Origin of the sequence: Mesobacillus maritimus, assembly GCF_019749255.1 — a bacterium.
In the GTDB taxonomy this organism is placed as follows: domain Bacteria; phylum Bacillota; class Bacilli; order Bacillales; family Cytobacillaceae; genus Mesobacillus_B; species Mesobacillus_B maritimus_A.
Genome location: NZ_JACWFH010000031.1, coordinates 155,155 through 170,283, shown reverse-complemented (window position 1 = coordinate 170,283; position 15,129 = coordinate 155,155). Strand labels below are relative to the sequence as shown.

Here is a 15,129-nt window from a genome sequence, read left to right as displayed (position 1 = left end):
CTCACTTTAGGTGTTATCGGATTTTTTTGCCTATTTTGGATAGTACTCTCTGACTTCAGATAAATCAGGTCTATCGAAAAGAAGTGGGGGATGAAAGCCCCCACTAACAGAATTTATCTTATTATTGTTCTTTAAGCCAACGTGCGGCATCCTTCGCATGATACGTGATGATTAAATCCGCACCAGCACGCTTCATACCTGTTAGCATTTCCATCACGATTCGTTCCTCATCAATCCAATCGTTTGCGGCTGCTGCTTTAACCATGGAGTACTCGCCACTAACATTATAAATGACAACAGGTAAGTTGAAATTATTTTTCACATCACGAACAATATCAAGGTATGGCATTCCCGGTTTTACAATCAGGAAGTCAGCACCTTCATCCACATCTGATTCTGCTTCACGAATTGCTTCTAGGCGGTTTGCAGGGTCCATTTGGTACGTTTTACGATCCCCAAACTGTGGTGTGCTGTCCGCAGCGTCACGGAAAGGTCCGTAAAATGCCGAAGCATATTTTACCGCATAGCTCATGATTGGAATGTTATGAAAGCCTGCTTCATCAAGCCCTGCACGAATGGCTGCAACAAAGCCGTCCATCATGTTGGATGGCGCAATAATGTCTGCACCAGCTTGAGCTTGGCTAACAGCGGTTTGGACCAAAAGTTCAAGTGATGAATCGTTGTCAACATCGCCGTTTTCAATTAAGCCACAGTGACCATGACTTGTGTATTCGCAAAGGCAAGTATCCGCTACAACGATGACCTCTGGATAGTTTTCTTTGATATAACGAGTCGCAACCTGGACAATTCCGTGGTCATGGTAGGCTTGGGTTCCACATTCGTCTTTTTCATCTGGTACACCGAATAGTAAAACCGACTTAATCCCTAATCCAACTACTTCGTCCATTTCTGCCTTTAGATTATCCATCGATAGTTGATAAACACCTGGCATTGACTTTACTTCATTTTTTTTATTTTCCCCTTCAAGGATAAACAACGGATAAATAAAATCTTCTGTACGAAGATAGGTTTCACGGACCAACGACCTCATTGTCGCACTGCTTCTTAAGCGACGGTGACGAGAAAATTGGAGATCTTTCATTTTAGCTCCTCCTGTTCATTCTTTAAATATTCAATCACACTCTTCATCATTTCTTCGACGGTGTACGTCTTAGGACAAGCGTGCACCGTTAACCCGTACTCTTCTGCTTTCCGCTTGGAGACGGGACCGATGCAAGCGACAATACAGTTCTCTACTCTATCTTCTAATTGATAGTCTTTTACTGTTTTCATAAAATGATCAATGGTCGAGGGACTCGTAAACGCGAGGATTTCGAGCTTCCCATCAGTAATCATCTGTGCGAGCTTGCTGCGACTTTCTTCTGGCATATAGGTTTCATAGATAATCAATTCATCGACCAATACACCATGTTTTCTTAACGAAGAAGCAATATATTCTCTTGCTAGATTCCCCTTTGGAATCAGCACGCGCATTCCTTCACTAACTTGTGGAAGGAATTCCTTCACAAAACCTTCAGCTACATATTCTTTCGGTGTAAAACTAGCTTGATAATGTTTCTCTTCAAGCACTTCTCTTGTTTTTGATCCAATTACCGCAATCTTAGGAAAAGGTTCCCCACTATTTTTGTAGTAGGAAAAGAAAGTCTCAACCGTGACATTGCTAGTAAAAACAATCCAGTCGTATTTATGTACTTCTTTTAATATGTAAACTAACTCTTCAGATGCAGGAATTGGGCGAAAAGCGATCAGAGGGATTTCAGCCGGAATCCCTCCAAGCCTTTCTACCAATTCTGAGAAAGCTCTTGCCTGTTTTGCTCCTCTAGGAATCAAGACATGTTTATTTTGCAGAGGAGGCGCAGGTATCATTCCGAATCTAGCTCCGCTTTAACTGAATCGATTAGCTCTTTAGCACCCATACTAGTTAACTGTTCAGCGGCACGGTTTCCTACCACAACAGGATTTGTTCCAGTCACCATTTCTTTGTAAATTACCTTGCCATCTGGTGAACCAACAAGTGCGGTTAAGGTAACCTCATGTTTGTCATTGATGGAAGCATAGCCGGCAATCGGTACTTGGCAACCACCCTCCATTTTTGCAAGGAAAGTACGTTCAGCAATGACAGCATCAGCAGTTTTCAAACAAGTGAATTTTGCCAACCACTCAAGAAGCTCTTTGTCATCCTCGCGGCACTCGATTGAAAGCGCACCTTGACCAACAGCAGGAACACAAATATCTTGGTCGATGAACTCTGTCACAGTTTCTTCTGCCCAACCCATGCGTTTCAAACCAGAAGCAGCAAGGATAATTCCATCGTACTCACCTGATTCTAGTTTGGCCATCCGTGTATCAATGTTTCCACGAATCCATTTAATCTCTAAATCAGGGCGTCTAGCAAGAATTTGCGCACTGCGGCGAAGACTGCTCGTTCCAATCACGGCGCCACTTGGAAGATCATTTAACAGAACATTTCCTTTAGAAATCAGAACATCACGTGGATCTTCACGTTCAGGGATTGAACCAATCACAAGCCCTTCTGGCAGGACAGCCGGCATATCCTTCATGCTGTGGACAGCCATATCAATTCTTTTATCATACATAGCTTGTTCAATCTCTTTTACGAATAACCCCTTGCCGCCAACTTTAGAAAGCGTAACATCAAGGATTTTATCCCCTTTTGTAACGATTTCTTCGACGCGGAACTCAAAGGGTGCTCCAAGTTCTTTTAGTTGGTTGATTACCCAGTTTGTTTGTGTTAATGCTAACTTGCTTCGTCTCGATCCTACTACGATTGTTCTCATGAAGATCCTCCTTATTACTCATACCAGAAATGGAAAGATGATAGTTGACCAGATAAGAAAAAGTTTATTAATACGATTAAAAACGAACCTATATTCCAAAGCGCAAGTGACCTGCCATGCTTTCCCAGACCCACGCGCAAATAGAGATTTATGCTAAATCCAGCTAATACAATAAACGAAGTTATCACCTTTGGATCGAACCACACGAAATCATTAATTTTGATCCAGGCCCACTGCAATCCCAGAATGAGACTCAGAAGTAACAAAGGGACGCCAATCACATTTAGGACATAGGACATTTTCTCTAGTTTCGTTAAATCGGCAATTCTCCAAAGAAGCTTCACCCATTTCTTTCGCTTCAGTAATTCATATTGTAATAAATAAAGCATTGAGAAAACGAAAGAGATTGAAAAAGCGCCATAAGATAGAATGGCCAAGACAATATGGATAAGCAGCAATTCTGATACCAGCTGTTCCGACAATATATTTGATTCAAAATGCGGTGGAGCAAAAGTATGAATCGCCATAATAATAAAGCCCAATATATTGGTAAAAAAGACGATGAAATCGACTTTCATTAACCTGTTAATGATTAATGACAAGGTAACAAGTACCCAGGCATAAAAATATAACCCCTCAAACAAGGTCAGTACCGGAAATCTTCCTGTTTCACGCATATATAAAAACAGAAAAAGCGTTTGCAAAAGCCATACAAATGCAAGTAACCAGAAGGCAATTTGGTTTGCCTTCCGGTTACGGTTAAGGAAGTCAATAAAATATAAAAGGACGCTTGCGCAATAAATCAAAATCGTCAGCTCATGCAAACGGGTCATAAAAAGATCTGACATGACGTAGACCTCGCTCACGATTGAAAGGAAGCCTGAGGGACCTTGACGACGGTCTGTTTTGTTTCGGCCGTTTTCAATCCTTTTTGTTCAGCAACCTGCTCTTCTATATTAAAGATCTTCACAAATAAATCTAACGCTTCGTTGGCGTCATTACGTGAAGGAATCTCCTTCGCTTGTAAGATTGGGTCCTTAAGAAGTTGGTTAATAATACTTTTCGTATGCTTATTTAAAACCTTGATTTCCCGCTCTGTTAGATGCGGCAGCTTGCGTTCGATGCTGCTCATCGTTTCTTTTTGGATTTCAAGTGCTTTTACACGTAATGCTGAAATAACTGGAACAACACCAAGAGTATTAAGCCATTGTTTGAAGAGAACGATTTCCTCTTCAATATTTAGCATAATCTTCTCTGCTGCTTTTTTGCGTTCTTGAAGATTTGCTTCGACAATTCCTTCAAGGTCATCAATATCATAAAGGAACATATTTTCAAGCTCGGCAATCCCCGGATCAAGGTCACGTGGGACAGCGATATCCACCATGAACAATGGCTTGCCTTTTCTTAGGCCAGTAACCATGCCCATCATTTCCTTCGTGACGACAAAGTCCTTCGCTCCTGTAGAACTAATCAGAATATCGGCAGCGACTAGCGCACACTGAAGCTCTTTAAGAGTTTTCGCAACACCAGAAAAACGGTTTGCTAAATCCTCAGCCTTCTGGTAAGTACGATTAATAACCGTTACTTTCCTTGCACCATTGGCATGAAGATTTTGAATCGCAAGCTCACCCATTTTCCCTGCCCCAAGAATTAAGACATGCTTATTCTCTAAGGAACCGAAAATCTTCTTCGCCAACTCTACGGCAGCATAGCTGATTGAAACGGCATTGGCACCAATTTCAGTCTCAGAATGCGCACGCTTTGCTATAGTGATTGCTTGCTTGAAAAGTTGATTAAAAACCGTTCCAGTTGTTGTTTCCTCTTGTCCGATAAGAAAACTTGTACGTACTTGTCCAAGGATTTGAGTTTCCCCTAATACCATTGAATCTAAGCCACAAGCTACTTTAAATAGGTGTTCAACTGCTCCGTCCTGTTCATATACAAAAAGGTAAGGAGAAAACTCACTCTGTTCCATTCCGAACCATTCTGCTAAAAATTCTTTTATATAATATCGGCCTGTATGAAGTTGGTCGACCACAGCGTAAATCTCAGTTCGGTTACAAGTAGATATGATGATATTTTCAAGGATGCTCTTTTTGTTTTGAAGGCGTTGCATGGCATCCCTTAAATTATTCTCATCAAACGTTAACCGTTCGCGAATTTCGACAGGTGCTGTTCGATAGTTTAGACCCACGACCATGATATGCATTGTTCCCTTACACCCCCAAACAAAATTACCCTCGGCTCTTTTAGCTACGTTATATTATAACATCTTAAATTTAATAAACTTTTAATAAATGTGAACAAACTTTGAAAACCTTATGGGTAAAAACTACTAATATCACTCTTATTCACAAAGAGTTCCAATATGAAAAATCGTTGCCAGAAAAGGTATTATTCTGGTTAAATAATAAGATAAGTACATGAATTAAATTGTAATCTCCTTATGTACCGTACCAAAAATTCGACATAAATTCAAGTAAGCCTTACTGAAGGTGGGAAAGTATGAAAAATCAGAACATAGTACCAGGAATAATCCTCATTGGTTTCGGAATTTATTATTATTTGCTACAAATTAATCTAGTCCTATTTGACCAATTTTTTACGTGGCCGACGTTAATGGCCATTGTCGGTATCGCCTTTTTAGTCCAAGGCTATCGAGGCAAGGATTACGATTCCATTCTGCCAGGCGTCATTCTATTTGGCTTCGGGTGCCATCTACATATCGTGGGTCGGCTTGATATTTGGCCAGATCATTTAGGGGCCTTCATCTTAATAATGGCCCTCGCCTTTTTGCTTCGTTACCAAAAAACAGGCACCGGACTTTTCCACGGAATTCTCTTTCTTATTCTAGCCGCGATGTTGTTATTTTATGACCAAATTACCATTTGGCTGGCAAACATCGAAAGCGGACTAGCGACCATTTGGAAGTTTTGGCCGATCGCTCTTGTCTTAATAGGAATTTATTTGTTGTTCTTTAACAAAGGCAGACGCTAAGTCTGTCTTTATTTATTTCGTTAAGGATATTGAATGTGGTTCTTGCTCATGGACTTTTTTGGTTGACCGAACCTGGTTTTGTCTTTGAGAGCACCGCTCATGGACATTTTCTGGTTTTCGAACACGTTTTTGTCCTTGAGAGCTCCCCTCATAGACATTTTCTGGTTTTCGAACACGTTTTTGTCCTTGAGAACTCCTCTCATAGACATTTCCCTAGTTTTCGAATACGTTTTTGTCCTTGACAGCTCCTCTCATAGACATTTCCTAGTTTTCGAACACGTTTTTGTCCTTGACAGCTCCTCTCATAGACATTTTCTAGTCTTCGAACTGGTTTTTGTCCTTGAGAGCACCGCTCACAGACATTTTTTAGTATTCCGTACACACTTTGTCCTTGAGAACACCCCTCACAGACATTTTATGGTCTTCAAACAGGTTTTTGTCCTTGAGAGCTCCTTTATCCATGCTCCACATACTAACAATTTAACTTTGCCGTAAGTTAGTTTAAAAATTAACAATAAAAAAACGCTCATGTGAGCGTTTTTTTACTTTTTCATATAAGCCTGAAGAACACTCCAAGCTTTGTCTTTTCCTTCCCCTGTTTCGGAGGAGAAAAGAATCATCGTATCCTCAGGATCGAACTCAAGTGTTTCTTTGGCAATTTTAATATGCTTTTGCCATTTTGATTTTGGAATTTTATCTGCCTTTGTTGCCACAACGATGACAGGGATCTCATAATATTTTAGAAAATCATACATTGTCCGATCATCCACGGATGGTGGATGACGAAGGTCCACAAGGAGAATAACAGCTTTCAGCTGTTCTCTTGAGGTGATGTAGGTTTCAATCATTTTTCCCCATGCTTCACGTTCCTTTTTGGATACTTTGGCGTATCCATAGCCTGGAACATCAACAAAATATAAAATTTCATTAATCAAGAAAAAGTTTAACGTTTGCGTTTTACCAGGCTTAGAAGACGTTCTTGCCAATGCTTTCCGATTCAACATTTTATTGATGAATGATGACTTGCCGACATTGGATCGGCCGGCAAGTGCAAACTCGGGCAAGTCCCCTTCCGGATATTGAGCGGGTCTTACCGCACTGATGACGATTTCTGCGGAGTTTACTTTCATTTTCTATTTTCCTCTGCAAGGGCATGGTTTAAAACTTCATCTACATGAGAGACAAGCACAAACTCAAGCTGCTCGCGTACACTTTCTGGGATATCATCTATATCCTTCTCATTGTCTTTCGGACAAATAATCTTCGTTAAACCGGCACGGTGGGCACTCAACGTTTTCTCTTTCAATCCACCAATTGGCAGAACTCGACCACGTAGGGTGATTTCACCTGTCATCCCGACTTCACGGCGAATTGGTCTACCTGAGAGAGCTGATACAAGCGCGGTTGCAATTGTAATCCCTGCTGACGGACCGTCCTTCGGTGTTGCTCCTTCTGGAACATGAATGTGGATATCCAGCTTTTCATGGAAGTCCTCATCAATTCCTAGTTCCTTCGTTTTTGAACGAACATAGCTGAATGCCGCTTGAGCAGATTCCTTCATGACATCGCCTAATTTTCCTGTTAACACAAGCTTGCCTTTACCAGGAGATAGCGAGACTTCAATTTGAAGAGTATCTCCACCCACGGTTGTATAAGCAAGGCCAGTTGCTACTCCGACTTGATCCTCTAGTTCAGCTTCTCCGTAACGGAATTTCGGCTTTCCTAAATAGTCGACAACATTTTTATCATCGATGACAACTTGTTTTTCAGGGTCAGTCACAATAACTCTTGCGGTTTTACGGCAAATGGTTGCGAGTTGGCGTTCAAGTGAACGTACACCCGCTTCACGTGTATAATGGCGAATAATCTCCAACAAACCATCTTCGTTAATTTGGAGCTGTTCCTCTGTTAAGCCATGGTCCTTAATTTGCCTACGAAGCAAATGGTCTTTGGCAATATGAACTTTTTCAAGCTCTGTATAACCAGCAATCGTTATAATTTCCATCCTGTCTAACAATGGACCAGGTACTGTACTAAGGTTATTTGCTGTCGCCACAAACATAACCTTCGATAAATCATACGTTTCTTCAATATAATGATCACTGAAGTTACTGTTTTGTTCAGGGTCCAAAACTTCCAACATCGCAGAAGATGGATCGCCACGGAAGTCGCTCGACATTTTATCGATTTCATCTAATAAAAATACTGGGTTAATCGTGCCCGCTTTTTTCATGCCTTGAATGATTCGACCTGGCATTGCCCCTACATAGGTGCGGCGATGCCCACGAATTTCGGACTCATCGCGAACTCCACCTAAGGAAACGCGGACGAAGTTACGATTTAACGATTTAGCAATTGAACGGGCAAGACTTGTTTTCCCTACCCCAGGAGGTCCAGCAAGACAGAGAATTGGCCCTTTTAAGCTGTTTGTTAGCTTTTGGACAGCAAGGTATTCAAGGACACGCTCCTTCACCTTTTCAAGTCCATAATGATCGTCGTTTAAAATCGTTTCTGCTTTTTTGATGTCAAGGTCATCGTCCGTTGCCTTTGTCCATGGCAACGCGACAAGCCAGTCGATATAATTGCGAATCACCGCACTTTCAGCTGAAGTTGATGGAACCTTTTCATAACGATCCAATTCCTTCAACGCTGTTTCTTTTACATGCTCTGGCATTCCAGCTTTCTCGATTTTATCAGTAAGCTCCGAAACTTCTCCGGTTTTGCCTTCTTTATCACCGAGTTCTTTCTGGATGGCCTTCATCTGCTCACGGAGATAATATTCCTTCTGTGTTCTCTCCATTGAACGTTTGACACGTTGGCCAATCTTCTTTTCAAGATTCAGCACTTCTTTTTCATTATGAATGATTTCAATGACGCGGTTCATCCGCTCTTTTTCATCGAGTGTTTCGAGAATCTCCTGTTTTTCCTTTAACTTTAAAGGCAAATGTGAAGAGATGATATCAGCCATGCGGCCAGGTTCCTCAATATCTGTTACCGATGTATGAGTCTCCGCTGAAATCTTCTTTGAAAGTTTTATGTACTGTTCAAAATACTCGAGCATCGTTCTCATTAATGCTTCGTCTTCTACATCTTTTGTATCCCGATCCTCGTATGTTTTTAGGCTTGCAGAAAAGTTGCTTTCTTCATCATAAAATTCAACGATTTCCGCCCGCTTTAGCCCTTCTACTAACACTCGGATTGTTCCGTTTGGTAATTTTAGCATTTGCTTTACCTTGGTGAGTGTTCCCATTCGGTAAAGTTCATCTTCTGTTGGCTCGTCTATTGAGACGTCTTTTTGTGTTGTGAGAAAGATCAAATGATCATCCACCATAGCCTTTTCGAGCGCCTGTACGGACTTTTCTCGACCTACATCGAGATGAAGCACCATTGTTGGGTAAACCAACAGGCCACGAAGCGGTAATAATGGAACGGTTAACTGTTCCCCCATTGTTTTTGCACCTCCACATGTAACTAAGTAGTACATGGATTCTTTGTTCAATTTTATCTTATTTGCCTTCGAGTGTCTAATAACACGAGTCTTAAGGACTATTAGATAAAAATATTCACCTCTTATTAGTATCCTAAATAGGCAAGAAAATATGTTACCAATTCAGGTTTGGCGTAGAAAAAAAGTGGGTTGAGTGTGTGGGATTTTAAATTGGTTTTAATTTAAACCCTTTAGGTTTGATATTGCTATTGCTGGTTGATTTATTTTAGACTTACGGGGATTTTTTTTGACACACTAGGGTTCAACCTAGATAAGGCAAGGCGCCATTTACTCTCCAGTAACCTTTCTATTCCTAACTCTTGCCTAGGTAGGGTGTTCAACTGGACTCGTTGGTGACCTTTTTCTTTCTGGTTCTACTTAGTTTGGGCTTTCTTACTCATCGGCGACCTTTCTCTTCTTAATTCTACTTAGATAAGGCGGCTACCTTACTCATTGGCTACCTTTCCTTCCTAATTCTACTTAGATAGGGCGGCTATCTTACTCATTGGCTACCTTTCTCTTCTTAATTCTACTTAGTTAAGGCGGCTATCTTACTCATTGGTGACCTTTCTCTTCCTGATTCTACTTAGTTAGGGCGGCTATCTCTCTCATTGGCGACCTTCCTCCTTTTTCTTCTACTTAGTTAGGGCCTCTATCTCTCTCATTGGCGACCTTTCTCTTTCTAATTCTTCTTAGATAGGGTGTCAATCACACTCATCGCTGACCTTTCTCTTCCTAATTCTACTTAGTTAGGGTGTCTATCTTACTCATTGGTGACCTTTCTCTTCCTGATTCTACTTAGTTAGGGCGGCTATCTCTCTCATTGGCGACCTTTCCTATCTAATTCTTCTTAGTTAGGGCGTTTATCTCTCTCATTGCTGACCGTTCTCCTTCTGCTCCTACCTAGATAAGGCCCACGCACTCAAATAGTAACCTTTCTTTCCGCTTCCCTCTTCCCTTAATCAAACACGATAAAAGTTCGTTCCAGAACATCCAAAACAAAAAGCCCCAACCGAAGTCGGAACTTTTCCATCTGTTGTTATATACTTTCTTTCTTATTAATCTCAATCTCCGAGGCTACGGAAAGCATTCGATTTCTGTGCTCGATTTCCGCGGATGCAATGATCTCCTCTTTATTAGAAGGCTCTCTGACAAGCGCATGATCAAACACTTCAGTTAGATGGCTGACAGGAATGATTTCAATGTCTTTGATCTCCTGGAGAATGGATTGGACATTATCTTTGGGAATGATGACGCGCTTGGCACCAGCTTTTTTGGCTGCTTCTACCTTTGCATATACGCCACCAATTGGCTTCACATTGCCATGGATACTGATTTCACCTGTCATCGCGACAGTATGGTCCGTTGGGATTTTGTAAATGGCTGAATAAATTCCCGTTGCCATTGCGATTCCAGCTGATGGGCCATCAATCGGAACACCACCAGGGAAATTCACATGAATATCGTATTCGTCCGCTGGCACGCCCATTGAGCGCAACACCGTAATGACGTTTTCAATCGAGCCTCTGGCCATACTCTTTCTACGAATCGATTTGCCTTGGCCGCCAATGCTCTCTTCCTCAATGATTCCGGTAATATTGATACTGCCTTTTTCCTTTGCCTTGATTACGGTAACCTCGATTTCGAGAAGTGCCCCAGTATTTGGACCGTAAACAGCTAATCCATTAACAAGACCTACAGCTGCCTTTTCATTGATTTTGCGTTCCATTCTTGGAGAAAGTTGACTAGAATGGACCACCCATTCAATTTCTTCTTCTTTAATGTGGTCTCGCCCTTCAGTAATGGCCAAGCCAGCCGCAATTTGGACCATATTGACCGCTTCACGACCGTTGCGGCAGTATGAAGCAAGCACGGTGATGGCTTCTTCACTCATTTTCAAGTTCACTTTGTCTGCCGCATTTCTAGCTACTTCCGAAATCTCTTCTTGAGTTAGTTCTCTAAAAAACACTTCCATACACCTTGAGCGGATGGCTGGAGGAATTTCACTCGGAGTACGTGTTGTCGCACCCACCAGACGGAAGTCGGCAGGTAACCCATTTTTAAAGATATCATGGATATGCGTAGGGATTTGCGTGTTTTCCTCATTATAATAGGCACTTTCAAGAAAAACCTTCCGATCCTCAAGCACTTTTAAAAGCTTATTCATTTGGATTGGATGGAGCTCGCCAATTTCATCAATGAAAAGCACTCCACCATGTGCATTAGTAACAGCACCTTGCTTCGGCTGAGGAATCCCTGCCTGTCCCATCGCTCCTGCCCCTTGATAGATGGGATCATGAACAGAACCTATTAAAGGATCAGCAATTCCTCTCTCATCAAATCGAGCGGTGGTTGCATCCAACTCAACAAAAACAGAAGACTGTTTAAACGGTGATTTTTCATTTTTCTTTGATTCCTCTAATACTAGCCTTGCGGCGGCTGTTTTTCCGACTCCCGGTGGTCCATAAATAATGACATGCTGAGGATTCGGCCCACATAGTGCTGCCTTCAGTGCTTTTATGCCATCTTCCTGCCCAACAATATCTTTGAAACTTGCAGGTCTTACTTTTTCAGAAAGTGGTTCACTGAGAGAGATTGATCGCATTTTTCTCAACTGTTCCATTTCTTTTTTAGACTCACGGTCTATTGACACTTTTTGTGTGCGCTGACTTTTTAATAAGTTCCAGAAGTACAGCCCGATAACAATTCCAAAGAATAGCTGTACGAATATCGCGATCCCCGTCCAACTCAAAACAGATTCCCTCCTGACTTAATGCTTATGCTCCTCTTAGTATTTCCTGCAACGAGATGGAATAAACCAGAATCAATGTCAAAAATAACATTAACGAAAAGGACGCAAAAAAACCTAACAGCAAAAGCTGCTAGGTTTTTAAGTCGTTATTCAATCATCACGCAGAGTTTCGTTCGCCTTTGTCAATAGACCCATCTTCAAGCAAAAGTTGTGGTGGGCTTGATTGAGAAACAGTTTCCTTCGTGATGATACATTTTACGATATCATCTCTTGAAGGAAGATCGAACATAACATCAAGCATGATGCCCTCAATAATTGAGCGAAGACCACGTGCACCTGTTTTACGTTCAATCGCTTTATTGGCAATTTCACGTAATGCATCTTCTTCAAATTCAAGCTCAACATTGTCAAGCTCAAGCATTTTTTGATATTGCTTAACCAAAGCGTTCTTCGGCTTTGTTAAAATTTCCACTAGAGCCTCTTCATCTAATTGAGTTAGGCTCGCAGTGACTGGTAGACGTCCAATAAATTCAGGAATCAAACCAAATCTCAACAAATCTTCTGGAAGAACTTTTTGAAGCAATTGTTTTTGATCGATGTCTTCTTTCTTTGCATCTGAACCAAAGCCAATAACTTTCTGGCCTAGGCGGCGTTTAATAATGGACTCAATGCCATCGAAGGCTCCACCACAAATGAACAAGATATTTCCTGTATCAATTTGGATGAATTCTTGATGTGGATGCTTTCTTCCACCTTGTGGCGGTACGCTTGCCACAGTACCCTCAAGGATTTTCAGTAATGCCTGCTGTACGCCTTCACCCGAAACATCTCTTGTAATCGATGGATTTTCTGATTTTCTGGCAATTTTATCAATCTCATCAATGTAGATGATACCCTTTTCGGCTTTTTCTACATCATAATCTGCTGCTTGGATGAGCTTAAGAAGGATGTTTTCAACATCTTCCCCAACATAACCAGCTTCTGTTAACGAAGTCGCATCTGCAATGGCAAATGGCACGTTCAGAATACGAGCGAGCGTTTGGGCAAGAAGCGTTTTCCCGCTACCAGTTGGTCCAATCATAACAATATTACTTTTCGCAAGTTCGACATCGTCGATTTTGCTATTGGAATTGATACGCTTGTAGTGATTGTAAACGGCTACAGAAAGATTTTTCTTTGCCTGTTCTTGACCAATAACATACTCGTCAAGGATTTCACGGATTTCACGTGGCTTAGGTACATCTTTGAATTCAACTTCCTCTTCAGTGCCTAGCTCTTCTTCAACAATTTCAGTACAAAGCTCGATACACTCATCACATATATAAACTCCTGGTCCTGCAACGAGTTTACGGACTTGATCCTGGGTCTTGCCGCAGAAAGAACATTTGAGTTGCCCTTTTTCATCATTAAATTTGAACACTTTTTTCACCCCTTGGAAAACTTCTAACATACAAAGTGGCGGATCATATGCGAACATTCATTTTGGTTATTTTGTAAACGGATTAAAACGGGTATGTACTGCATTGTATCACATTTTTCCAGTTTGCAGGAAATGATAACACTTAGCAAGATAAGATGGTAAAACTGATCCGCAAATAATATGTACTCAACTAAGCTTAACCAAAATGCCGCTAGTTCAATCGGCTGTTCACGAATTACCAATGAATTTCAAGACCTGACCTCCGCTAGTCATGTCTTTCATTATATGTAAAAAACACCTTAATATGGTACAAAACAAGGCACGAATAACTCGCGCCTTGTTCTTATCTTGTTACTTCTATTATGCAACAGTTTTACTGTTTTCCACAAGGAATTCGACTGCTTTTTTTATTTGAAGATCAGCTTTAACAGTTTCAAGGTTTCCACCAAGAGCCGCTTTAATTTGATCAACAGTCATATTGTATTGAGTAGACATTGTTTCAAGCTCTTTGTTCACATCTTCTTCTGTTACTTCGATGTTTTCTGCTTTAGCAATTGCCTCAAGAGTTAGGTTCACGCGAACACGCTTCGCAGCATCTTCTTTCATTTGGCCACGTAGGGCAGCTTCATCTTGACCAGAGAACTGGAAGTAAAGCTCAAGGTTCATACCTTGCATTTGAAGACGTTGTTCGAATTCTTGTAGCATACGGTCTACTTCGTTCTCTACCATGATTTCAGGAACATCGATTTCAGCATTTTCTGCTGCTTTTTCCACGATTGTATCTTGGATATGATGTTCTTTCTGATGCTCTTTGTCATGCTTCAAACGGTTCTTTGTTTTTTCACGAAGAGCTTCGATTGTTTCAGCTTCTTCATCAACATCCTTCGCAAATTCATCATCTAGCTCAGGAAGTTCTTTGCCTTTGATTTCGTGTACTTTTACTTTGAATACTGCAGGCTTTCCAGCAAGCTCAGCAGCATGGTATTCTTCAGGGAAAGTGACTTCAACGTCTTTTTCTTCTCCTGCTTTTACACCAACAAGCTGCTCTTCAAAGCCAGGGATGAAGCTTCCAGAACCAATTTCAAGTGAATGGTTATCAGCTTGTCCACCTTCGAATGCTACTCCATCAACGAAGCCTTCAAAGTCTAATACAACTGTGTCGCCGTTTTCTGCTGGTGCATCTTCTTTCACAACTAGCTCAGCATGACGCTCTTGTAAAGATTTTAATTCTGCTTCAACTTCTTCATCTGTAACTTCTGTATCAAAAGCTTCAACTTCAAGACCTTTGTAGTCACCAAGTTTTACTTCAGGCTTTACTGTAACAGTTGCTTTGAAAACTAAGCTCTTGCCTTTTTCAACTTGATCTACATCAATTTCAGGACGATCAACTGGCTCAATTCCAGCTTCATCGATTGCATTTGAATATGCTTCTGGTAGAAGATAATCAATTGCATCCTGATATAATGATTCTACACCAAAACGCTTTTCAAACATTTGGCGAGGCATTTTTCCTTTACGGAATCCAGGAACATTAATTGTTTTCACAACTTTTTTGAATGCAGCGTCTAATCCTTCGTTAAACTTCTCTGCATCAACTTCAAATGTAAGAACCCCTTGGTTCCCTTCTTGTTTTTCCCATTTTGCAGACATACTT

At 41.1% G+C, this 15,129-nt stretch carries 11 protein-coding genes; 1 reads left to right on the top strand and 10 read right to left on the bottom strand.

Features of this window, described 5'->3' with window-relative positions; all coding sequences use genetic code 11:
• Nucleotides 1-121 precede the first annotated feature (121 nt).
• Genes hemB through hemA form a run of 5 tightly spaced genes read right to left on the bottom strand, consistent with a single transcriptional unit; the run spans nucleotide 122 to nucleotide 5,028 of the window.
• Nucleotides 122-1,102 (bottom strand): porphobilinogen synthase, encoded by a 981-nt coding sequence (gene hemB, locus H0185_RS20280; protein ID WP_221875312.1) that lies wholly within the window; start codon nucleotides 1,100-1,102, stop codon nucleotides 122-124.
• Nucleotides 1,099-1,887, bottom strand: a complete 789-nt coding sequence (locus H0185_RS20275; protein WP_221875311.1) for a uroporphyrinogen-III synthase — start codon at nucleotides 1,885-1,887, stop codon at nucleotides 1,099-1,101. Before H0185_RS20275 ends, hemB begins: the two co-directional genes overlap by 4 nt.
• The gene (gene hemC, locus H0185_RS20270; RefSeq protein WP_221875310.1) at nucleotides 1,884-2,819 is read right to left on the bottom strand and encodes a hydroxymethylbilane synthase; all 936 of its coding nucleotides are present in this window, start codon (nucleotides 2,817-2,819) and stop codon (nucleotides 1,884-1,886) included. Before hemC ends, H0185_RS20275 begins: the two co-directional genes overlap by 4 nt.
• A gap of 14 nt (nucleotides 2,820-2,833) precedes the next feature.
• Nucleotides 2,834-3,667: a cytochrome C assembly family protein gene (locus H0185_RS20265; RefSeq protein WP_221875309.1), complete on the bottom strand. Its 834-nt coding sequence runs from the start codon at nucleotides 3,665-3,667 to the stop codon at nucleotides 2,834-2,836.
• Between the two features lie 14 nt (nucleotides 3,668-3,681).
• On the bottom strand, nucleotides 3,682-5,028 hold the full coding sequence (gene hemA, locus H0185_RS20260) for a glutamyl-tRNA reductase (RefSeq protein ID WP_221875308.1): 1,347 nt from the start codon (nucleotides 5,026-5,028) through the stop codon (nucleotides 3,682-3,684).
• Nucleotides 5,029-5,324: 296 nt separating this feature from the next.
• Here hemA and H0185_RS20255 point away from each other — a divergent pair, with 296 nt between their 5' ends.
• Nucleotides 5,325-5,816 carry a LiaI-LiaF-like domain-containing protein gene (locus H0185_RS20255; RefSeq protein ID WP_221875307.1) on the top strand — a complete coding sequence of 164 codons (492 nt, stop codon included), beginning with the start codon at nucleotides 5,325-5,327 and terminating at the stop codon, nucleotides 5,814-5,816.
• Between the two features lie 542 nt (nucleotides 5,817-6,358).
• On the opposite strand, the gene yihA is transcribed toward H0185_RS20255, so the two are convergent.
• From yihA to tig, 5 genes are all read right to left on the bottom strand, one after another.
• On the bottom strand, nucleotides 6,359-6,946 hold the full coding sequence (gene yihA / locus H0185_RS20250) for a ribosome biogenesis GTP-binding protein YihA/YsxC (protein ID WP_221875306.1): 588 nt from the start codon (nucleotides 6,944-6,946) through the stop codon (nucleotides 6,359-6,361).
• On the bottom strand, nucleotides 6,943-9,264 hold the full coding sequence (gene lon, locus H0185_RS20245; RefSeq protein ID WP_221875305.1) for an endopeptidase La: 2,322 nt from the start codon (nucleotides 9,262-9,264) through the stop codon (nucleotides 6,943-6,945). Before lon ends, yihA begins: the two co-directional genes overlap by 4 nt.
• 1,078 nt (nucleotides 9,265-10,342) lie before the next feature.
• Complete coding sequence (gene lonB / locus H0185_RS20240; protein ID WP_221875304.1) at nucleotides 10,343-12,055, bottom strand: ATP-dependent protease LonB; 1,713 nt, start codon at nucleotides 12,053-12,055, stop codon at nucleotides 10,343-10,345.
• A gap of 157 nt (nucleotides 12,056-12,212) precedes the next feature.
• On the bottom strand, nucleotides 12,213-13,475 hold the full coding sequence (gene clpX / locus H0185_RS20235; protein ID WP_221875303.1) for an ATP-dependent protease ATP-binding subunit ClpX: 1,263 nt from the start codon (nucleotides 13,473-13,475) through the stop codon (nucleotides 12,213-12,215).
• A gap of 360 nt (nucleotides 13,476-13,835) precedes the next feature.
• Entirely contained in the window at nucleotides 13,836-15,125 is a 1,290-nt protein-coding gene (tig, locus tag H0185_RS20230) for a trigger factor (RefSeq protein ID WP_221875302.1), read from the bottom strand.
• Nucleotides 15,126-15,129 lie beyond the last annotated feature (4 nt).

Excerpts from the sequence above, each read along its gene's own strand:
- hemB (WP_221875312.1), bottom strand. The coding sequence starts at position 1,102 with ATGAAAGATCTCCAATTTTCTCGTCACCGTCGCTTAAGAAGCAGTGCG.
- hemA (WP_221875308.1), bottom strand. The coding sequence starts at position 5,028 with ATGCATATCATGGTCGTGGGTCTAAACTATCGAACAGCACCTGTCGAA.
- lon (WP_221875305.1), bottom strand. The coding sequence starts at position 9,264 with ATGGGGGAACAGTTAACCGTTCCATTATTACCGCTTCGTGGCCTGTTG.
- H0185_RS20275 (WP_221875311.1), bottom strand. The coding sequence starts at position 1,887 with ATGATACCTGCGCCTCCTCTGCAAAATAAACATGTCTTGATTCCTAGA.
- hemC (WP_221875310.1), bottom strand. The coding sequence starts at position 2,819 with ATGAGAACAATCGTAGTAGGATCGAGACGAAGCAAGTTAGCATTAACA.
- H0185_RS20255 (WP_221875307.1), top strand. The coding sequence starts at position 5,325 with ATGAAAAATCAGAACATAGTACCAGGAATAATCCTCATTGGTTTCGGA.
- yihA (WP_221875306.1), bottom strand. The coding sequence starts at position 6,946 with ATGAAAGTAAACTCCGCAGAAATCGTCATCAGTGCGGTAAGACCCGCT.
- H0185_RS20265 (WP_221875309.1), bottom strand. The coding sequence starts at position 3,667 with ATGTCAGATCTTTTTATGACCCGTTTGCATGAGCTGACGATTTTGATT.
- tig (WP_221875302.1), bottom strand. The coding sequence starts at position 15,125 with ATGTCTGCAAAATGGGAAAAACAAGAAGGGAACCAAGGGGTTCTTACA.